This window comes from Streptomyces sp. NPDC003284, assembly GCF_053589675.1.
This window is the reverse complement of record NZ_JBSFSI010000010.1, coordinates 103,829-122,918: the sequence shown is the minus strand read 5'-3', so window position 1 is coordinate 122,918 and position 19,090 is coordinate 103,829. Positions and strand designations below refer to the sequence as shown.

Here is a 19,090-nt window from a genome sequence, read left to right as displayed (position 1 = left end):
GTGGACGCGGACCTTGGAGGATCGACCAGTCCTCCGATGGCTGTGTCCGCCGCACCCGGACGCCGTCCCACCGGACGGGCTTCCCGCGAATCGAGGGAGTTGGGGAACATGAAGCTGCTGCGAGTCGGTACGGCCGGGGCTGAGCGGCCCGCACTGCTGGACGCCGAGGGCACCGTGCGCGACCTGTCGGGCGTCGTCGCGGACATCGACGGCGCCCTGCTCGCCGACGAGGCGGCACTCGGCCGGATCCGGGCCGCCGCCGACGCGGGCGAGCTGCCCGTGCTGGACGCGGACGGCCTGCGGATCGGACCGCCGCTGGCCCGGATCGGCAAGGTGGTGTGCATCGGCCTGAACTACCACGACCACGCCCGCGAGACCGGCGCCGAGCCGCCCGCCGAGCCCGTCGTCTTCTTCAAGGCGGCCGACACGGTCGTCGGGCCGAACGACACCGTGCTGGTGCCGCGCGGCTCCGCCAAGACCGACTGGGAGGTGGAGCTGGCGGTCGTCATCGGCCGTACGGCCCGCTATCTGGAGACCGACGAGGACGCCCTCGCGCACGTCGCCGGGTACGCGGTGGCGCACGACGTCTCCGAGCGGGAGTTCCAGATCGAGCGCGGCGGCACCTGGGACAAGGGGAAGAACTGCGAGACGTTCAACCCGCTCGGGCCCTGGCTGGTCACCGCCGACGAGGTGCCCGACCCGCAGAACCTCGCCCTGAGGCTGTGGGTCAACGGCGAGCTGAAGCAGGACGGGACGACCGCCGAGCAGATCTTCCCGGTCGCCGAAGTGGTGCGCTACGTCAGCCACTTCATGACCCTCTACCCCGGCGACGTCATCAACACCGGTACGCCCGCCGGGGTCGCCCTCGGCCAGCCGGAGCCGAAGCCGTATCTGCGCTCCGGTGACGTGGTCGAGCTGGAGGTCGAGGGGCTGGGGCGGCAGCGGCAGGAGCTGAAGGACGCGTAGGCGCTCCGCCGTTCGCCGGGGAGGGGGCGGGGAACCGCGGTGCGCTTCCGCGTGCCGCGCCGCGCACGGGGGCGGCCGCGCGGTTCCCCGCGCCCCTCTTCGGCGGGCCCTAGCCGAGAAGCGAGGCCAGGCGGCGCCACTCCTCCCTGGGGAGTTCGTCCGGGTCCGTCGTGCCGGTGACGACCTGGAGCGCCAGGTGGTCGGCGCCCGCCGCCAGGTACTCCTCCACCCGGGCCCGGATCCGGTCCTCGTCGCCCCAGGCGTACACCGCGTCGATCAGGCGGTCGCTGCCGCCGTCCCTGACGTCGTCCTCGGTGAAGCCGAGCCGGAGGAAGTTGTCGGTGTAGTTGGGGAGCTGGAGGTACATCGCCAGATAGCCGCGGGCGGTGGCGCGGGCCCGCTCGGGGTCCTCGTCCAGCACGACCTTCAGCTCGGGGGCGAGCAGCGGGCCCTCGCCCAGGATCTCGCGGGCCTGCGCGGTGTGTTCGGTGGTGACCAGGTACGGGATCGCGCCCGCGGCCCGGTCCCGGGACAGTCCGAGGGTCCTGGGGCCGAGCGCGGCCAGGACCCGGCGCCCGGCGGGCACCTTGGCGGCGTCCAGCTCGTCCAGGTAGGAGACCAGCGCCGAGTACGGGCGGCGGTACTGCTCGGCGAGCTTGGCGTGGCTCACCCCGAGGCCCAGCACGAAGCGGCCGGGGTGGGCCGCGTCCAGCTCGGCGAAGCCGGCCGCGCTCGATCCGGCGTCGTGCTGCCAGATGCTCTGGATGCTGGTGCCGACGGTGAGTGTCCGGGTCGCGCCGAGCAGGGGCGCGGCGTTGGCGGGGGCGCTGTTGCCGCCGAGCCACGCGGTGCCGTAGCCCAGCTCCTCCAGTTCGGCGGCGGCCTCGGCGATGGCGCCGCGCCGGTCCGCCTTCTCCGAGCGGAGGCCGATGCTCCAGACGCCGTAGCGTCCGACCGCCTCCTTCAGCGGGGCGGTGGTGTCCCGTGGGGCTGCCGTGTCGCTCATTCGGTTCCGATCCTTCCGGCGGTTTCCGTCCGTCACGCGTGACCGCGTCCGCGCAGCACCGCTGCCCCGCATGACCATTTCGCGTACAGCCAACCCCAACCGGTCCGGCGGGCCCGGTCATTCCCGCTTTCCGGCGGGTCCGGCCTTCCGGTCCTTCCGGCGGGTCCGCCCTTCCGGTCCTTCCGGCCCCGGCCCGGCTACCGCTCCAGATACGCCTCCAGCGCCTCCACCACCAGCCGGTGGTCCTCGGCCTGCGGCAGGCCCGACACCGTCACCGCGCCGATCACACCGGCGCCCTCGACGGCGATCGGGAAGGAGCCGCCGTGGGCCGCGTAGCTGCCGGGGTCCAGGCGGGAGGAGTCCTCGAAGGTCGTGCCCTTGGCCCGGAACCGGGCGCCGACCAGGTAGGAGGCGCAGCCGTAGCGCTCCACGACCCGGCGCTTGCGGGCGATCCAGGCGTCGTTGTCGGGAGTGGAGCCGGGCAGCGCCGCGTGGAACAACTGCTGTCCGGCGCGGTGGATGTCGACGGCGACCGGGGCCCGCCGCTCGCGCGCCCGAGCGACCAGGAGCGAGCCGAGCGCCCAGGCGTCCTCGTGGGTGAACCGGGGGAGGACCAGCCGACGCTCCTGCGCCTCCAACTCCCCGATCAGCTCGCGCACCCTCTCCTCGCGCACTGTCTCCACACTCACCGTCACCTCACCCACCGTCTTCTCGCCCGCCCCGCCCCGTCCGGCTCCGGCTTCCCGGCCTTCGCCGTGCTCGTCCTCTCGGTGCGTCCGGCCGTCACAGCCGCACCGCCACGCCGTCGCGGGCCGAGCGGCGGGCCGCCTCCAGGACGTCCAGCGCGGCGGCGGCCTCGTGCGCGGTCACCGGGTTCGGGGCGCCCTCGCGCAGCGCGGCGGCCACGGCCGCGTAGTACGCCGGGTAGTCGCCGGGCCGCGTCGGTACGGGGCTGCCGCCGCCGGTCAGCGGGGACTCTCCCGCGCCGAGACGGCCCCACAGCGACTCCTCCTCGACACCCCAGCCCTCCGGCCCGGAGCCGGACCCCGTTCCGGTTCCGGTTCCGGTTCCGGGACGCGCGCCCGCCCGCAGCGCCGCCTCCTGCGGATCGAGGCCGTACTTGACGTAACCGGCCCGCGAGCCCAGCACCCGGAAGCGCGGGCCCAGTTGGGCGGCCGTGGAAGAGACATGGAGGTGGGAGCGGACCCCGCCGGTGTGCGTCAGCGCGAGGAACGTGTCGTCGTCCGCCTCGGCGCCCGCGCGCCGGACCACCGACTCGGCGTACACCTGCGTGACCGGGCCGAAGAGGACCAGGGCCTGGTCGACGACATGGCTCCCGAGGTCGTAGAGCAGACCTCCGATCTCTGCGGGGTCGCCGGACTCGCGCCAGCCGCCCTTGGGCCGCGGCCGCCAGCGCTCGAAGCGGGACTCGAAGCGCCAGACGTCGCCGAGTCCGCCGCGCTCGACCAGGTCGCGCAGGGTCAGGAAGTCGTTGTCCCAGCGGCGGTTCTGGAAGACGGAGAGCAGCAGACCGCGCTCCTCGGCGAGGGCGGCGAGGGCGCGTGCCTCGGCCGCGGTGGCGGCGACCGGCTTGTCCACGACCACCGGCAGGCCCGACTCCAGCGCCCGGGTGGCGAGCGGGACGTGGGTCTTGTTCGGGGAGGCGACGACGATCAGGTCCAGCTCGTCGGCGCGGGCGAACAGGTCGTCGGGGCCGGCCGCGAGGCGGACGTCCGGGAACTCCGCGCGGGCCTGCGCCCGGCGCTCCTCGTCCGAGGTGACGACCGTGTCGAGGGCCAGGCCCTCGGTGGCGGCGATCAGCGGGGCGTGGAAGACGGAACCGGCGAGGCCGTAGCCGATGAGTCCCACACGGAGGTCGCGGCGGGGGGTGCTAGTCATGGCTCCTACTTTCACAACGCTGTTGCCTAAGTGCAAGCGCGGGGGAGAATGAGGAGACGGCGCCGCACGGGCGGCGGCGGGTGGACGGACGGGGAGCGACGAGGGTGGAGATGGCCGGGACGGTACGCGGCTCCGGCGCGGGCGCGCGCACCCGCGCGGGCGGGGAGGCGGATGTGGGCGGTGCGGGCTCGGGCGCGAACCTGCTCGCGCTGCGCAGCCACAACACCGCGCTCGTGCTCGACCTGCTGCGCCGGGCGGGCGCGGCCGGGATCAGCAGGCTCGAACTGGCCGAGCGGACCGGCCTCACCCCGCAGGCGGTCAGCAAGATCACGGCGCGGCTGCGGGACCGCGGGCTGGCGGCCGAGGCGGGGCGCCGGGCCTCCACCGGGGGCAAGCCGCGCACGGTGCTGCGGCTGGTCCCGGAGGCGGGCCGCGCGGTGGGCGTGCACGTCGAGCGGGACGAGGTGCGGGCCGTCCTGGTGGACCTGGACGGCACCGTGACCGGCGAGCGCCGCCGCCCGCTGGACCTGGGGGCGGAGCCGGGTGCCGTCGTGGCGGCGGTGGCGGAGCAGACCGAGGCGCTGGTGGCGGAGGCGTTCGGGACGGGCCCCCGGGAGGCGGGTGCCGCCTCGCTGCTCGGGGCCGGGGTGGCGCTGCCCGGTCCGCTCGACCACGAAAGCGGGGTGCTGCACCGCGTCACCGGCTTCCCCGGCTGGGACGGCTTCCCGCTGCGGGACGCGCTGGAGCGGCGGCTCGGGGTGCCGGTCGTCGTGGACAAGGACACCAACGCGGCCGCCCTCGGCCTCGCGGTCGCGGGCGAGGGGCGCGGCGGCTCCTTCGCCTATCTGCACCTCGGTACGGGGCTGGGGGCCGGGCTGGTCGTCGGCGGGAGCGTGCACCGGGGCGCGCGCACCGGCGCGGGCGAGTTCGGGCACCAGGTGATCCAGCTGGACGGGCCGCCGTGCGCGTGCGGGGACCGGGGGTGCGTCGAGGCGCTGTGCCTGGCGGCGGTCGCGCGCGGGGACACGGCGGAGGCGGCGCGGGTGCTGGGCGCGGGCGCCGCCAATCTGGTGGGGCTCCTGGACATCGACCTGGTGCTGCTCGGCGGGCGTACGGTCGCGGCGGACCCGGAGGCGTTCGAGGCCGGGGTGGGCGCGGTGGTCGCCGCGCGCGTCCGGCGCAACGGGCTGCCGGAGGGCGCGGTCCCGGTCCGCCGGGCGCCGACCGGAGCGCGCGGGGTCGCGGAGGGCGCGGCGCAGTTGCTGCTGGCGCCGCTGTTCGGGCGAGGGGACGGATAGGCAGGGAGGCGGCGGGAGAGCCTCACCCCGGCGGGAGTTGCCCCGCCCCCGGCGGGCGCGACCCCGCCCCCGTCCGCCGTCGCCCCACCCCTGTCGCACCCATAGGCGACTTTGAGCCACCCCGCCCCCGGCGGCGGCGCCGAGCACGCGTCCGGGTCTGCGAACATTCCCCGGTGGACTACCCGAACGACCAGGCCCCCGGCGCGCCGGTCCGCTCCGGCATCCCGGAGCACGGCCGGATCCCCAAGTACTACGCGGTGAAGGCGCGGATCGACCGCCTCATCGGCGAACTGGGCGAGGGCGGCGCGATCCCCACCGAACGCGATCTGTCCGAGGAGTACGGCGTCGCCCGCGAGACCGTGCGCCAGGCGCTGCGCGAACTGCTCCTGGAGGGCAAGCTCAGGCGCCGGGGGCGCGGGACGGTCGTCGCGGGCCCCAAGCTGGAGCAGCCGCTGTCGCTGGCCAGCTACACCGAGGGCGTGCGCCGCCAGGGCCGTACGCCGGGGCGTACGCTCGTCGGTCTCGACCGCTTCCCGTGCCCCGACGCGCTGGCCGCCGAGACCGGGCTCACCCGGGGCGAGCCGGTCTGGCACCTGGAGCGGATCCTGCTCGCGGACGACGAGCGGGTCGGCCTGGAGAGCACCTATGTGGCCGTGGCGCGCGTGCCGCGCCTGGACGCCGACTTCGACCCGGACTCGTCCTTCTACGGCTACCTCCAGAGTCTGGGCCTGTCCTGCGGCGACGCCGACGAGCGCATCGAGACCGTGCTCGCCACCCCGCGCGAGGCGCTGCTCATCGGCACCCCGCCCGCGCTGCCCATGCTGCTGATCCACCGTGTCTCGCGGGACGCGGCGGGCGGGGCGCTGGAGCGGGTGCGGAGCCTGTACCGGGGGGACCGGTTCTCCTTCACCGCCCGGCTGGACGGCTGACCGCCCCCGCGAACCGTGGCGCCTTTCACGCCCTCTTCGAATAACGAAAAGATAACGGGTCTAGCCCATTTTTGGCGCCTCGTTCAGGCTCTCGTTGTCAGCAGGACTCTTCCGGTTCGTTGTTCGAGAGGAACGTTGCCGTCGTGAAAGTGACAGTCGTCGGAGCCGGCGTGGTGGGAACCATGCACGCCTGGCAAGCAGTGGAACGCGGCCACGAGGTCGTGCAGATCGAACGCGAGGCCGAGGCCCGCGGCGCCTCGCTGCGCAACTTCGGGCAGATCTGGGTGAGCGGGCGCGCCGGTGGCGAGGAGCTGGAGACCGCGCTGCGCGCCCGGGAGCTGTGGGAGGAGATCGGTGGCCGGGTGCCCGCGCTGGGCTTCCGCGCCAACGGCTCCCTCACCCCCGTACGCGGCGCCCTGGAGCTCGCCGTGGCCGAGGCCGCCGCCGCTGCCCCGGACGCGGCCGTACGCGGTCGCAAACTGCTCACCCCGGACGAGGCCCGCGCCCTCAACCCCGCGCTGCGCGGGGACTTCGACGCGGCCCTCTTCTGCGAGCGGGACGCGGCCGTCGAGCCGCGGACCGCCCAGCTCGCCCTGCGGGCCGAACTGCTCAAGCGGCCGGGCTACACCTTCCTGCCGGGCCGCGAGGTGCGCGAGGTCGTCGGCGCGGGCGCCGTCCGCGACGACCACGGCGACGTGCACACCGCCGACGTGGTGGTGCTCGCCACCGGCGCCTGGCTCGGCGGACTCGTGCGCGAGCTGGCCGGGCCCGGCCTGCCCGTGCGCCGCGTGCGGCTCCAGATGATGCAGACCGACCCGCTGGGCGAGCCGCTGCCCACCTCGGTCGCGGACGCCGACAGCTTCCGCTACTACCCGGCGTACGCCTCCCCGGCCCTGGACGCGCTCAACGCGGGCCAGGCCCAGACCGAGACGGCCGCCGCGCACCGGATGCAGCTGCTCATGGTGCAGCGCGCCGACGGCGGACTGACCATCGGCGACACCCACGAGTACGAGCACCCCTTCGCCTTCGACACCGTCGAGGACCCCTACGAGCACCTGACGGCCGTCGTCGAGTCGCTGCTGGGCCGCCCGCTGCCGAAGATCCGCCGCCGCTGGGCCGGGGTGTACGCGCAGTGCACCGACACCAGCAGGGTCGTCCACCGCCAGCAGGTCCGCGAGGGCGTCTGGCTGGTCACCGGGCCCGGCGGCCGCGGCATGACCTGCTCCCCGGCGATAGCCGAACGCACCGCGAACGAACTGGGCTGGTGACAGAACCCATGACCGAGACACCCACCACCGCCACCGACGCCTCGACGGCCACCACCGCCGCCACCCCGCAGGCCGGTCCCGCCGGCATCCGCCTGGTCGTCCTCGACATGGCCGGGACCACCGTCGCCGACGGCGGCCTGGTCGAGCGCGCCTTCGCCGCGGCCGCCGCCGAACTGGGCGTCGAGCCCGGCTCCGCCGAGCACACCGAGCAGCTCGCCTACGTCCGCGCCACCATGGGCGAGTCGAAGATCTCCGTCTTCCGGCACCTGTTCGGCACCGAGGAGGCCGCCCAGCGGGCCAACGCCGCCTTCGAGAAGGCGTACGGCGCACTCGTCGACGACGGGCTGATCGAGCCCGTGCCCGGCGCCCGCGAGACCATCGAGGCGATCCGGGCGAGCGGCCGCACCGTCGTCCTCTCGACCGGGTTCGCACGTGTCACCCAGGACGCCATCCTCGACGCGCTCGGCTGGCGCGACCTGGTCGCGCTCACCCTGTGCCCCGCCGACGCGGGCGGGCGCGGACGCCCCTACCCGGACATGGTGCTGGAGGCGTTCCTGCGCACCGGGGCGGCCGACTCCCTGGACCAGGTGGCCGTCGTCGGGGACACCTCCTACGACATGCTCAGCGGCGTCCGCGCCGGTGCCGGTCTCGTCGCCGGCGTGCTGACCGGGGCGCACCGCGAGCCCGACCTGCGCGCCGCAGGCGCCACCCACGTCCTCCCGTCCGTCGCCGACCTGCCCGCCCTGCTCGAGGGAGCCCGGTGAGATGAGCATCCGCTTCGACTCCGTCACGGTTGCCTACGACGGCAACGTCGTCCTCGACTCGCTCGACCTCACCGTCGCGCCCGGCGAGGTGATGGCGCTCCTCGGACCGTCCGGTTCCGGCAAGACCACCGCGCTGCGGGCGGTCGCCGGGTTCGTGCGGCCCGTGTCGGGACGGGTGCTTCTCGGGGAGCGGGACGTGACGGACCTGCCTCCCCACCGCCGGGGCATCGGCATGGTCGTCCAGCAGTACGCCCTCTTCCCGCACCTGCGGGTCGAGGACAACGTGGCCTTCGGTCTGAAGGCCCGCAAGACCCCCCGGTCCGAGATCCGCGCCCGGGTGGGCGAGGCCCTGGAGATGACCGGCATGGCCGCCTACGCGCGCCGCTACCCCCGGGAGCTCTCCGGCGGCCAGCAGCAGCGCGTGGCCATCGCCCGCGCGCTCGCCATCCGGCCCGCGGTGCTGCTGCTGGACGAACCGCTGTCCGCGCTGGACGCCCGGCTGCGCTCGGGCATGCTCGCCGAACTCGCGCGCCTGCACCGCGAACTGCCCGACGTGTCCATCCTGTACGTCACCCACGACCAGATCGAGGCGCTGACCCTGGCCGACCGGATCGCGGTCATGGACAAGGCCCGGCTGCGCGCCTGCGGGACACCGCAGGAGCTGTACCGGGCCCCGGCCGACGCCTTCACGGCGTCCTTCGTCGGCAACGCCAACCTGCTGCCGGTCACCGTGACCCCCGGCGGCGCCGCCCTCGGCGCCGCCGAGCTGACGGTCGACACGGCGGGCGCGGCGTCCGGCGCGCGGGCCACCCTGTGCGTACGCCCGCACCTGGTCGGGCTCGGCGACGGACCCAACCGGCTCACCGGCACCGTCAGCGAGATCCAGTGGCGCGGCTCCACCCACCGGCTCTACGTCGACGTCGACGGCCACCCGGTGATGGCCGACCTGCCCGAGCTGCGCGAGCCGCCCGCGCACGGCGCCGAGGTCAGCCTGCACTTCGCCGCCGAGGACGCGGTGCTGCTGGCCGCGGGGGTGAGCGGCGATGAGCACTGAGCCGCTGACCGCCCCGGCGCCCGCCCGCGCGGCGGGCCCCGGCGCCGCCCCGGCGCCCCCGGCCGCGGTGCGCGGCGGCGCGGCCCCCCGCACGGCCCGCCGCCTGCTGTGGGCGCTGCCCCCGGTCGCGCTGCTCGCCGTCTTCTTCCTCTACCCGCTCGCCCTGGTCGTGCGGCAGTCCTTCCAGCCGGACGCGGGCGGCACCTCGGTGCAGCCGTACGCCGACGTGTTCGCCTCGGACGCCTTCCGCGAGGCGCTGTGGACCACCGTGTGGCTCGCGCTCGCCTCGACGGCGGGATGCCTGGTGCTGGGCTTCGTGCTCGCGCTGGTCATCGCCTTCGTGCCGTTCCCCGGCGCGAAGGGCGTGGCGAAGTTCATCGACGTCTTCCTCTCCTTCCCGTCCTTCCTGATCACCCTGGCGCTGCTGTTCGTCTACGGCCGCACCGGACTGGCCAACGGGCTGTGGACCCAGGTCACCGGCTCCGCCGACGGGCCCTTCGAGTTCCTGACCACGCCCTGGGGCGTGCTGCTCGCGGAGATCACCTACTTCACGCCGTTCGTGATGCGCCCGCTGCTCGCCGCGTTCACCCAGCTGGACACCGCGCAGCTGGAGGCGGCCGGTTCGCTGGGCGCCCGCGCCCCGCGCATCGTCCGGCAGGTGATCCTGCCCGAGGCGCTGCCCGCGCTCGGGGCCGGCGGGAGCCTGGTGCTCGTGCTGTGCCTCAACGAGTTCGGCATCGTCCTGTTCACCGGCGCCAAGGGCGTCACCACCCTGCCGATGCTCGTCTACAGCAAGGCGATCCTGGAGTCCGACTACCCGGGGGCCTGCGTGGTCGCCGTCGTCAACGTCCTGATCTCCGTGGGCCTCTACGGCCTCTACCGGGTGGTGAGCCGCCGTGCTGGTGCATAGCCGCAAGGGCCGCTGGGCCGTGTGGGCGGTGTTCCTCGTCCTCTTCCTGCCCCTGTTCGCGCTGCCCCTCCTCGTCGTCCTCGGCGCCTCCTTCGCCACCCACTGGTCCGGTGTGCTGCCCTCGGGCCTGACCACCGGCAACTACCGCACCGCCACCCGCGGCGACGCCCTCCAGGCGCTGACCACCAGCCTGGTCACCGCCGTGACCGCGAGCCTGCTCGCGCTGGCCGTGGGCACCTGGGCCGCGCTGGCCGGATCAGCGCTCAGGAAGAGCCACCGCCGGGTGCTGGACGCGCTGTTCGTGCTGCCGGTCGCCGTGCCCTCGGTGGTGGTCGGCCTGTCGGTCCTGGTGGCCTTCTCCAAGCCGCCGATGCTGCTCAACGGCACCAGCTGGATCGTGATCCTCGCGCACACCGTGCTGGTCACCGCCTTCGCCCACCAGTCCGTGTCGGCGGCGATCGTCCGCCTCGACCCGGCCTACGAGCAGGCCGCCGCCTCGCTCGGCGCCCGCCCCTCCCACGTCCTGTGGCGGGTGCGGCTGCCGCTGCTGCTGCCCTCGCTCACGGCCGCCGCCGGGCTCTGCTTCGCCCTGTCCATGGGCGAGCTGAGCGCCACGATGATGCTCTACCCGCCCGACTGGACCCCGCTGCCGGTGCTGATCTTCGCCGCCACCGACCGGGGTTCCCTGTTCACCGGCTCCGCCGTCGCCGTGGTGCTGATGGCGGTCACCCTGCTCGCCCTGCTGGCCGTCTCCCGCGTCCGCACCCGGGCGACCTACCGCTGACCCAACCCCCCGCGCCCCACCCCGCTGGTCCCTCCCGTCCCACGTCTCAGGCTTCCGCCCCCGCAAGGAGTCCGTCCCGTCATGCCCAGAAACACCCTCAAGCTCGCCGTCGCGCTCGCCGTGCTCGCCACCCCGCTGCTGTCCGCCTGCGGCGGCTCCTCCGCCGCCGCCGACGACAAGTCCGTCACCGTCTACAGCGCCGACGGCCTCAAGGGCGAGAACGGCGACGGCTGGTACGACCGCGTCTTCAAGGACTTCGAGAAGCAGACCGGCATCAAGGTCAAGTACGTCGAGGGCGGCTCCGGCGAGATGGTGCAGCGCGCCGTCCGCGAGAAGGCCAACCCGCAGGCCGACGTGCTGGTCACGCTGCCCCCGTTCATCCAGCAGGCCGACGGCAAGGGCCTGCTCCAGAAGTACGCCCCCAAGGGCGCCGACCAGGTGGCCGCCGCCGACAAGGCCGCCGACGGCACCTGGACCTCGGTCGTCAACAACTACTTCGGCTTCGTCTACGACAAGAAGGAGCTGAAGCCCGCCCCCACCACCTGGGAGCAGCTCCTGGACGCGAAGTTCAAGAACCGGCTCCAGTACTCCACGCCCGGTGTCGCGGGCGACGGCACCGCCGTCCTGGTCAAGGCCATGCACGACTTCGGCGGCAAGGACGCGGCCCTGGAGTACCTGAAGAAGCTCCAGGCCAACAACGTCGGCCCGTCCGCCTCCACCGGCAAGCTCGCCCCCAAGGTGGACAAGGGCGAACTGCTCGTCGCCAACGGCGACGTCCAGATGAACTACGCCCAGTCCAAGACCATGCCGAACCTCGGCATCTGGTTCCCGGCCCGGCAGGGCGGCCGGCCCACCACCTTCGCGCTGCCCTACGCCGCCGGGCTCGTCACCAAGGCCCCGCACTCCGACAACGGCCGCAAGCTCCTCGACTTCATGCTCGCCCGGCAGGCCCAGGAGCAGGTCAGCGAGATCGGCGGCGGCTTCAGCTCGCGCACGGACGTCAAGGCCACCGACGCCAACGCCACCGCGCTGACCAAGCTGATGACGGGCGTCGAGGTGTTCCAGCCGGACTGGGCGGACATCGACAAGAACCTCACCGCGTACGTCGACGCGTGGAAGGCGGCCACCGGGAGCTGAACCGTTCCGGCAAGATCGGGCCACTGGTTAGGCTGGGGCGACGCAGGCCCGCGTACGGCAGGAGACCGAACCCCATGGCAGACCGCAAGCCCATCGAGTCGTGGCTCACCGACATGGACGGTGTACTGATCCACGAGGGTGTCCCGATCCCCGGCGCCGACGCCTTCCTGAAGAAGCTGCGCGACTCGGGACGCCCGTTCCTGGTGCTCACCAACAACTCCATCTACACCCAGCGCGACCTGCACGCCAGGCTGCGCCGGATGGGACTGGACGTACCGGTGGACAACATCTGGACCTCGGCCCTGGCCACCGCGCAGTTCCTGGACGACCAGCGGCCCGGCGGCAGCGCCTATGTCATCGGCGAGGCCGGTCTGACCACCGCGCTGCACGACGTCGGGTACATCCTCACCGACCACGAGCCCGACTTCGTGATCCTCGGCGAGACCCGTACGTACTCCTTCGAGGCGCTGACCAAGGCCGTGCGCCTGATCAACGACGGGGCCCGGTTCATCGCCACCAACCCCGACAACGTCGGACCCTCGGTGGAGGGCGACCTGCCCGCCACCGGCTCGGTCGCCGCGCTGATCACCGCGGCGACCGGCAAGAAGCCGTACTTCGTCGGCAAGCCCAACCCGCTGATGATGCGGGCCGGGCTGAACGCGATCGGCGCCCACTCGGAGACCTCCGCCATGATCGGGGACCGGATGGACACCGATGTGCTCGCCGGTCTGGAGGCCGGGATGCGCACCTTCCTGGTGCTGTCCGGTGTGACCCAGCCCGACGACGTCGACCGCTACCCGTTCCGCCCCTCCGAGGTCGTCGCCTCCATCGCCGACCTCGTGGAGCAGATCTGAGCGCGGTTCCAGCGGCGGCACCCCGCCCTCCGGTCCAGCGCCCGCCCGGCATCCGGGCGGGCGCTGAACCATGTGCTCACCCGTTCGGAGCAGCACCGGCCCGTTGTGGATGCGGACGCCCCCGCCGTGGAGTCTCCTGGTACCCGGAGGTCTCACGATGGGTTCACTGCGCCTGACACTCTGTACAGGACTGCTGCTGGCCGGTGCCTTCGCCCCGGCCCTGGGCCCCGCCTCCGGCACCGGCGACGGCACCGCCGGGGCCGGCGGCAGCCCCGCGGCGCCGTCGGCGGCGGCCGCGCCCGCCGCCGCACCCGCAGGGGCGGCGCACCCGGAGCCCTCCCCGGCGCGGGCCACCCCCGCCGCACACGCCGTCGCACCCCTGCCCGGCGCGGCGCACGCGGTGACCGGGCTGGTCCTCGCGGGCGCCGCGGCGGCCGCCGTCGTCCTCCTGCCCCGGGCCCGCGCCGCCCGCGCCGGGAACGGCGGGGGCGGCGGGAGCGGGCGCGGCCGACGGCGCACCGAGGACTGAAGGCGAGCACCGAAGGCGAGCACCGAAGGACGGGATCACGATGTCGTACACCGAACGCTTCCGCGGCGCCGGCCGCGTCCTCGCCGCGGTGCTCTGGGTGGCGCTGCTGCTCGCGCTGTGGCAGTGGGGCGCCTCGGCCGACGTACAGCGGTCACCTGCCGTGCCGACGACCGGGGACATGGCCGCGGTCGGCCGCCCCGCCCAGGACCACCCGGACCGGCGCGCCGAGCTGCCCGGCCCCGCCGTCTCGGCGTACCTCACCCGAACCGGCCCGTGAGACCGCCGTCGCCTGGCAGCATGGAACGCGGCGAATACGCCGTATGAAGCTGCTATAGAGCTGAACGCACTGAACACGCTGAATGCGCCGGATGTGCCGAAGGGGACGAGGGGGAGGGAGTCGTATGCGCGGCCACAGGGGGGTGCGCGGGCGCGTCCGCGCGGTGGCGGTGGTGCTGGGGGCGGCGCTGCTGGCGGCCGGATGCTCCTCGGCGTCCCCGGGCGGGGACGACGCGGCGGGCGCGGCGGTCGCCCAGCGGCCCGGGGCGGCCGGTGACCCGTACTGGGTGAACCCGGACAGCGCGGCGGCCCGCCGCCTCGCGGATCTCGTCCGGGCCGGGCGCACGGACGAGGCCGCGCTGCTCCGCAGGATCGCCGAGCAGCCCACCGGCCAGTGGATCGGACCGGAGAACCCCGAGCGGGAGGCGCGCGGCTTCACCGAGGCCGCCGACCGGGCGGGCCGCACCGCGCTCCTCGTCCTGTACGACATCCCGCACCGCGACTGCGGCCGGTACTCGCGCGGCGGCGCCGCCGACGGCGACGCCTACCGGGCCTGGATCGCCGCGGTGGCCCGCGGCATCGGCGGCCGCGCCGCCACGGTGGTGCTGGAGCCGGACGCCGTGCTGCACCTGGTGGACGGCTGCACCCCGCCCAAGTTCCAGGAGGAGCGCTACGACCTGCTCGCCGGTGCCGTCGCCACCCTCACGTCCCTCGGGCGCACCAAGGTCTACCTGGACGCGGGCAACCCCGGCTGGGGGCGGCCCGGCCAGATCCACGAGCCGCTGCGGCGGGCGGGCGTCGAACAGGCGGACGGCTTCGCCGTCAACGTCGCCAACTTCTACTCCACCCGGCAGTCGCTCGCCTACGGCCGCCGGCTCTCCGCGCTGACCGGCGGCAAGCACTTCGTCGTCGACACCAGCCGCAACGGCAACGGCCCCGCCACGGACGGCGACCCCGGCGAACGCTGGTGCAACCCGCCCGGCCGGGCCCTCGGCGAGCCGCCCACGACACGGACCGCCGACCCGCTCGCCGACGCCTACCTCTGGGTCAAGCGCCCCGGCGAGTCCGACGGCACCTGCAAGGGCGGCCCGAAGGCGGGCGACTGGTGGCAGGAGTACGCCCTCGCGCTGGCGGGGGCGGCCCGGTAGGCGCCCGGGGCCGGGTGCGCGGCTCACCGTACCCGCACCCACCGGGCGACACTGGGCGCGCCCCGGGCGTCGTCCACGAACAGCATGTACCACCCCGGCTGCACCAGGTTCCGGTTCTCCGGCACCCGTACGGTGACCCGGTCGCCCGCCACCGTGAAGTCCAGCGCGATCGAGCGCTGGTCCACGTCCGTGACGTGTGTGGAGGCGCTCGGCCGGATCAGCCGGGCCTTCCTGATCCGGGCGGCGTCCCGCGAGACGAAGGTGGCCGGGGCGCCGCGCGCCACGGTCGCCGGGCCGCCGGACAGGGCGGGCCGCGCGCCCCGGTACAGATACGGCGGGGTGTAGATCTCGATGCGCTGCTCGAAGGTGCCCGGCCGGGTGCCCGCCTTGTCGCCGTAGAGCGGGTCGGAGCCGAAGAACATCACCCGGCCGTCCGGCAGCAGCAGCGAGCCGGAGTGGTAGTCGCGGCCCACCAGCGGGTCGGCGACCCGGCGGAAGGTGCCGGTGCGCGGGTCGTACAGCCGGGCCCGGCGGATGTCGGAGGCGCCGCGCCCCCGGTAGTCCGCGGAGCCGCCGGAGACCAGCACGGTGTCGTCGGGCAGGACCGACGCCTGCGGATAGCGGGTGCCCCGGTCCAGCGAGGGGCCGTCGGTGAAGCGCGGGTGCGCCGCCTTCAGGTCGATCAGCCGGGTCCTGCGGCTGGAGCGCGCGGACTCCCCGACGCCCCCGCCGCCGATGACGAGGTACCGCTCGTCCTGGGCGGGCGGCAGCAGCACCGTGCCGGACGTCTCCATCAGATCCGGGTCGCTCAGACCGGGCAGCGGGGTGAACCGGTTGCTGCCCACGTCCCAGATGCCCGGGGCGCGCCCCACGTCCGCGGGCCCGTACCCCGCGTTGGACCCGGAGTAGAAGAGCCTGCCGTCCTGCATCAGGAACAGCGCCGGGTAGGTGGGAAACTGACGGATCTTCGGGGTGTACGCCCACGTCCGGGTCGCCGGGTCGAAGAGCTCGTTCTTGCCGGGGACCAGCTGGCCGATGTCGTCCAGACCGGAGACGCCGAGCACCTTCCCGTCGCCCAGGGTGGTGAGCGTCGGGTACCAGCGGGCCTCGTGCATCGGGTCGACCTTGACGTACTTCTCGGCGACCGGGTCGAACTCGAAGGTGTCCCGGATCCCCTGGAAGTCCTTCTTGTCCAGGGCGAGTTTCTGCGCGATGCCGTAGGTGTTGCGGGCGTCGGCGCCGGTCAGGCCCTGGACGCGGTAGTTGTCCTGGGTGCCGGTCTCGTAGCGGGTGCCGCGGTGCTCGGCCTCGACGTAGATCCGGCCGAGCCCCGGGGTGTTGCCGCGGAACCTCCCGGTCCGGTCGAAGTTCTTCCTCGCGCGCGGGACGAGCACCGGGTCCTTGGAGACGAACGTCCGGCCGTTGGCCCTGCCGGTGAAGCGGGTGCCCGCGGGCAGGGTGACCGGCTTGTCCGGGTCCTCGTTGTGGACGATCATCAGACCGCCGGCCTTGGTGACGTCGCCCTTCAGCTTCTCGTAGCGCCTGGTGCCGCCCGCGATCAGGATGCTGCCGTCCGCGAGCTGGGTGTGGCCGGTGCAGAACAGGTCGGTCGGTGTGGGCACCTTCTTGACGGTGCCCTTCACCGGGTCCCACAGCCGGGAGTCGAACCGCCTGGCGTCGAAGTTCGCCTGGTTGTTGCCCGAGCCCGCGACCAGCAGCACCTTGCCGGTGTGCAGGAGCACCGCGTGGATGGTGTCCTGCCGGTACTCCTTCGGGAACTCCACGATGTCCCAGTGGCCGTGGGACGCCTTGTACCCCGGCTCGTCGATCTTGTACTGGTGGTAGCGCTGCGCGCCGAAGCGGTAGAGCCACGGCCCGTTCATCCCGGCCAGGGCGAGCACCACCACGGCGCCGAGCCCGACCCGGCGGGCCCGGCGCAGACCGGCCCGGTCCCTCATGCGTCACGCCCTCCCGTCCCGTGCCCGGCGTACGCCCGGGGCGCGGCGTCCCGCGCCGACGGCACCGGGTGCGCCGGGTTCATCGGGTTTGCCGGGTGCGCCTCCCGTCCGGGTCCGGTCCCTGGCCGCCGCGGCGAGCAGAGCCGGACGGCGACGGGGGAGAGGGTGATCAGCAGGGCGAGCCCGGCCCAGGTGAGCATGGCCGGGTGGGAGTGCCCGCGGACGATCCCGGCCGCGATCGAGCCGCCGAAGACCAGCACGAAGAACCAGTGCACACGGAACGTGCCGAACAGCGTGTCCGGGCTGTGCGCCGCGCCCTTGGGCGTCACCACGAACCGGCTGGGGCGGCGCAGCACCGCGTCCAGCAGCGCGCGGGCGTACACCGGCGCGGACAGCGCCGACATCACCATCCCGGCCACCCCGCCGGAGCCCTCGGGTTCGTGCGGGGAGACGTTGTGCCGGCGGTTCCAGACGTACAGGCCGATCTGGAGCGCGGACGCGTTCCCGTACAGCATCAGCCAGACCACGGGGTCGATGTTCACGCCCGAGGCGCCGAGGCCCAGGAAGAGCGCGCAGCTCAGCGCGGCCAGGATCCAGTTGAGCGCGGACAGCGGATAGAAGGCGATCAGCAGCGTGTAGTTGAGGAGGCGGCCCGGCGGGAGCGAGCCGAAGCCCTTCCAGTACTGCCTGAGGATCGTCTCGTACGTCCCCCGGGACCAGCGCAGTTGCTGGGAGAAGAAGTCCGTCCAGGAGGCGGGGCCCTCGCCGACCGCGAGCACGTCCGGGGTGTACACGGACTTCCACCGGCGGCCGGTCGCGGGGTTCTTGGCGCGGTGCATCTCGAAGCCGGTCGCCATGTCCTCGGTGATCGAGTCGTGGAGCCCGCCGATCTGCTTCAGGGCGCTGATCCGCACGGCGTTGCAGGTGCCGACGAACATCGGGGCGCCGTAGCGGTTCCCGGCGCGCTGGATCAGCGCGTGGAAGAGGAACTGCTGCGACTCGGCGGCCTTGGTGACGAAGGTGTCGTAGTTGCCGTAGACCTGCGGGCCGACGACGAAGCCGACGTCCGGGTCGCGGAAGTAACCGAGCATCCGCTCTAGGTAGTTGGGCAGCGGCACATGGTCGGTGTCGACGGAGGCGAAGACGTCGTAGGCGCCGCCGTGCGCCTGGAGCCAGGCGTTGTAGTTGCCGTGCTTGGTCCTGGCCCGGTGGGGGCCGCTGGGGCGGTTCCAGCGCTCGACGCCCCGCCGGGTGAAGTGGTGCACGCCCAGGCGCGCGCAGAGCGCCTTCGCCTCGGGGTCGTCGCCCTCGTCGAGCAGCCATACGTGCATGACGCCCCGGTGGCGCAGCCGTACGGCGGCCCGCAGCGTCCTGGCGGCCAGCTCCAGCGGCTCCTTGCCGGGCACGAACGTGGTGAGGAAGGCGACCCGGGTGCCGCTCTCCGGCACCACCGGGACGGGGTCGCGGGCGACCAGGGTGGCGTGCGCGTTGGACAGCACGTTCACACAGCGGAAGAGCTCGATCAGGCCGATCGAGACCAGCATCACCGCGTCCAGGAACGGCAGCCAGGGGTGGGCCGGGTGGTCGCGCTCGGTCCAGTGGGCGGGCTGCATCAGCCACGCGAGCAGGACCAGGGAGAGCAGCGGCGCGGCCACCAGCATCAGCGTGACCCGGACCCGGTGCGGCTCTTGGGCCAGCAGCGAGCGGTGGCGCACCCGGTAGGGGCGGTCCGGGTCGGGCCGGGTGAGCGGTCCGGCCAGCCGGCTGTGGTGCTCGTAGTCGTATCTGGGCAGGGCGCTCCTGATCGTGCGGAACGCCCCGGTGGTGCTGCCGCTGCGGTGCCGGGCGCCCGGCGGCGGCGTCGATGTCATGACTCATCCCCCCACGCACGCTCCGGCGCGTGTCGATCCCGTTTCGTACCGGTTGCATGGCTGCCCGGCCCGACCCCACTCGACGCGCGGAATCCGCGCCTTCGGGGGGTGCACATGAGTGCGAGCGAGGGGTGGGGGCGGGTGACCGGGGAACGCGAAAGGCCCCCCGCTCGCGCGAGGGGCCTTCCGGTGTCGTGCGCCGCCAGGGACTCGAACCCCGGACCCGCTGATTAAGAGTCAGCTGCTCTAACCAACTGAGCTAGCGGCGCCTGCTGACGTGGAGAACTTTACAGGAAGCAGTGAGGTGCCTGTGACCACCGCCGGGGGGTGTGGGGCGGGCGGGGAGAGGCTCCTTTGCGTCATTCAGACCGTCAGACATGCGTATTTTTGGGCTGATTGTGGCACTGATCACCGTGCATAGATCCGGACAAGTCCGTAT

General features: G+C 73.8%; 18 protein-coding genes and 1 tRNA gene. 13 read left to right on the top strand and 6 right to left on the bottom strand.

The annotated features are described in order from the left end of the window. Window positions 1–108 precede the first annotated feature (108 nt). The gene (locus ACWDYF_RS21935) at window positions 109–966 is read left to right on the top strand and encodes a fumarylacetoacetate hydrolase family protein (protein WP_389465969.1); all 858 of its coding nucleotides are present in this window, start codon (window positions 109–111) and stop codon (window positions 964–966) included. 109 nt (window positions 967–1,075) lie between these two features. On the opposite strand, the gene ACWDYF_RS21930 is transcribed toward ACWDYF_RS21935, so the two are convergent. The 3 genes from ACWDYF_RS21930 to ACWDYF_RS21920 all read right to left on the bottom strand — a co-directional run bounded on the left by ACWDYF_RS21930 (window position 1,076) and on the right by ACWDYF_RS21920 (window position 3,871). Next, entirely contained in the window at window positions 1,076–1,972 is an 897-nt protein-coding gene (locus ACWDYF_RS21930) for an LLM class F420-dependent oxidoreductase (RefSeq protein WP_389465972.1), read from the bottom strand. 197 nt (window positions 1,973–2,169) lie between these two features. After that, complete coding sequence (locus tag ACWDYF_RS21925) at window positions 2,170–2,661, bottom strand: heme-degrading domain-containing protein (protein ID WP_389465975.1); 492 nt, start codon at window positions 2,659–2,661, stop codon at window positions 2,170–2,172. A 94-nt stretch (window positions 2,662–2,755) separates the two neighbouring features. Then, the gene (locus tag ACWDYF_RS21920) at window positions 2,756–3,871 is read right to left on the bottom strand and encodes a Gfo/Idh/MocA family oxidoreductase (RefSeq protein WP_389465978.1); all 1,116 of its coding nucleotides are present in this window, start codon (window positions 3,869–3,871) and stop codon (window positions 2,756–2,758) included. Between the two features lie 110 nt (window positions 3,872–3,981). Between ACWDYF_RS21920 and ACWDYF_RS21915 the strand changes: the two genes are divergently transcribed. The 12 genes from ACWDYF_RS21915 (at window position 3,982) to ACWDYF_RS21860 (ending at window position 14,822) form a co-directional block, all read left to right on the top strand. Then, entirely contained in the window at window positions 3,982–5,169 is a 1,188-nt protein-coding gene (locus ACWDYF_RS21915; protein WP_381738679.1) for an ROK family transcriptional regulator, read from the top strand. Between the two features lie 173 nt (window positions 5,170–5,342). Further along, window positions 5,343–6,098: a GntR family transcriptional regulator gene (locus ACWDYF_RS21910; RefSeq protein WP_381738632.1), complete on the top strand. Its 756-nt coding sequence runs from the start codon at window positions 5,343–5,345 to the stop codon at window positions 6,096–6,098. 143 nt (window positions 6,099–6,241) lie between these two features. Beyond that, window positions 6,242–7,366, top strand: a complete 1,125-nt coding sequence (locus ACWDYF_RS21905; RefSeq protein WP_381738631.1) for a TIGR03364 family FAD-dependent oxidoreductase — start codon at window positions 6,242–6,244, stop codon at window positions 7,364–7,366. 8 nt (window positions 7,367–7,374) lie between these two features. Next, window positions 7,375–8,130: a phosphonatase-like hydrolase gene (locus tag ACWDYF_RS21900; protein WP_389465986.1), complete on the top strand. Its 756-nt coding sequence runs from the start codon at window positions 7,375–7,377 to the stop codon at window positions 8,128–8,130. A gap of 1 nt (window position 8,131) precedes the next feature. Beyond that, window positions 8,132–9,184: an ABC transporter ATP-binding protein gene (locus tag ACWDYF_RS21895; protein WP_381738627.1), complete on the top strand. Its 1,053-nt coding sequence runs from the start codon at window positions 8,132–8,134 to the stop codon at window positions 9,182–9,184. Beyond that, window positions 9,174–10,094, top strand: a complete 921-nt coding sequence (locus ACWDYF_RS21890) for a 2-aminoethylphosphonate ABC transporter permease subunit (protein WP_381738625.1) — start codon at window positions 9,174–9,176, stop codon at window positions 10,092–10,094. The genes ACWDYF_RS21895 and ACWDYF_RS21890 overlap by 11 nt, the downstream gene beginning before the upstream one ends. Then, window positions 10,081–10,878 (top strand): ABC transporter permease, encoded by a 798-nt coding sequence (locus ACWDYF_RS21885; RefSeq protein WP_018565627.1) that lies wholly within the window; start codon window positions 10,081–10,083, stop codon window positions 10,876–10,878. Before ACWDYF_RS21890 ends, ACWDYF_RS21885 begins: the two co-directional genes overlap by 14 nt. 81 nt (window positions 10,879–10,959) lie before the next feature. Further along, on the top strand, window positions 10,960–12,015 hold the full coding sequence (locus tag ACWDYF_RS21880; protein WP_381738623.1) for a 2-aminoethylphosphonate ABC transporter substrate-binding protein: 1,056 nt from the start codon (window positions 10,960–10,962) through the stop codon (window positions 12,013–12,015). A gap of 74 nt (window positions 12,016–12,089) precedes the next feature. After that, entirely contained in the window at window positions 12,090–12,869 is a 780-nt protein-coding gene (locus ACWDYF_RS21875; RefSeq protein ID WP_018565629.1) for an HAD-IIA family hydrolase, read from the top strand. A gap of 157 nt (window positions 12,870–13,026) precedes the next feature. Then, a complete protein-coding gene (locus tag ACWDYF_RS21870; RefSeq protein WP_389465993.1) occupies window positions 13,027–13,398 on the top strand; it encodes a hypothetical protein in 372 nt (123 codons plus the stop codon). Between the two features lie 40 nt (window positions 13,399–13,438). Continuing rightward, window positions 13,439–13,675, top strand: a complete 237-nt coding sequence (locus ACWDYF_RS21865) for a hypothetical protein (RefSeq protein ID WP_037896860.1) — start codon at window positions 13,439–13,441, stop codon at window positions 13,673–13,675. Between the two features lie 124 nt (window positions 13,676–13,799). Next, complete coding sequence (locus ACWDYF_RS21860; protein ID WP_389465996.1) at window positions 13,800–14,822, top strand: glycoside hydrolase family 6 protein; 1,023 nt, start codon at window positions 13,800–13,802, stop codon at window positions 14,820–14,822. Between the two features lie 23 nt (window positions 14,823–14,845). On the opposite strand, the gene ACWDYF_RS21855 is transcribed toward ACWDYF_RS21860, so the two are convergent. The 3 genes from ACWDYF_RS21855 to ACWDYF_RS21845 all read right to left on the bottom strand — a co-directional run bounded on the left by ACWDYF_RS21855 (window position 14,846) and on the right by ACWDYF_RS21845 (window position 18,920). Continuing rightward, window positions 14,846–16,780, bottom strand: coding sequence for a radical copper oxidase GlxA (locus ACWDYF_RS21855; protein ID WP_389465999.1), 1,935 nt, complete (start codon window positions 16,778–16,780; stop codon window positions 14,846–14,848). Continuing rightward, window positions 16,777–18,651, bottom strand: coding sequence for a glycosyltransferase family 2 protein (locus ACWDYF_RS21850; protein WP_389466003.1), 1,875 nt, complete (start codon window positions 18,649–18,651; stop codon window positions 16,777–16,779). Before ACWDYF_RS21850 ends, ACWDYF_RS21855 begins: the two co-directional genes overlap by 4 nt. Before the next feature lie 195 nt (window positions 18,652–18,846). Continuing rightward, window positions 18,847–18,920: transfer RNA gene (locus ACWDYF_RS21845), tRNA-Lys, on the bottom strand. Window positions 18,921–19,090: the final 170 nt, after the last annotated feature.

Bases quoted from the DNA above. Each gene is read 5' to 3' on its own strand.
- ACWDYF_RS21850 (WP_389466003.1), bottom strand. From the start codon at position 18,651: ATGACATCGACGCCGCCGCCGGGCGCCCGGCACCGCAGCGGCAGCACC.
- ACWDYF_RS21920 (WP_389465978.1), bottom strand. From the start codon at position 3,871: ATGACTAGCACCCCCCGCCGCGACCTCCGTGTGGGACTCATCGGCTAC.
- ACWDYF_RS21860 (WP_389465996.1), top strand. From the start codon at position 13,800: ATGCGCGGCCACAGGGGGGTGCGCGGGCGCGTCCGCGCGGTGGCGGTG.
- ACWDYF_RS21935 (WP_389465969.1), top strand. From the start codon at position 109: ATGAAGCTGCTGCGAGTCGGTACGGCCGGGGCTGAGCGGCCCGCACTG.
- ACWDYF_RS21890 (WP_381738625.1), top strand. From the start codon at position 9,174: ATGAGCACTGAGCCGCTGACCGCCCCGGCGCCCGCCCGCGCGGCGGGC.
- ACWDYF_RS21915 (WP_381738679.1), top strand. From the start codon at position 3,982: ATGGCCGGGACGGTACGCGGCTCCGGCGCGGGCGCGCGCACCCGCGCG.
- ACWDYF_RS21865 (WP_037896860.1), top strand. From the start codon at position 13,439: ATGTCGTACACCGAACGCTTCCGCGGCGCCGGCCGCGTCCTCGCCGCG.
- ACWDYF_RS21855 (WP_389465999.1), bottom strand. From the start codon at position 16,780: ATGAGGGACCGGGCCGGTCTGCGCCGGGCCCGCCGGGTCGGGCTCGGC.
- ACWDYF_RS21870 (WP_389465993.1), top strand. From the start codon at position 13,027: ATGGGTTCACTGCGCCTGACACTCTGTACAGGACTGCTGCTGGCCGGT.
- ACWDYF_RS21880 (WP_381738623.1), top strand. From the start codon at position 10,960: ATGCCCAGAAACACCCTCAAGCTCGCCGTCGCGCTCGCCGTGCTCGCC.
- ACWDYF_RS21895 (WP_381738627.1), top strand. From the start codon at position 8,132: ATGAGCATCCGCTTCGACTCCGTCACGGTTGCCTACGACGGCAACGTC.
- ACWDYF_RS21875 (WP_018565629.1), top strand. From the start codon at position 12,090: ATGGCAGACCGCAAGCCCATCGAGTCGTGGCTCACCGACATGGACGGT.
- ACWDYF_RS21900 (WP_389465986.1), top strand. From the start codon at position 7,375: ATGACCGAGACACCCACCACCGCCACCGACGCCTCGACGGCCACCACC.
- ACWDYF_RS21930 (WP_389465972.1), bottom strand. From the start codon at position 1,972: ATGAGCGACACGGCAGCCCCACGGGACACCACCGCCCCGCTGAAGGAG.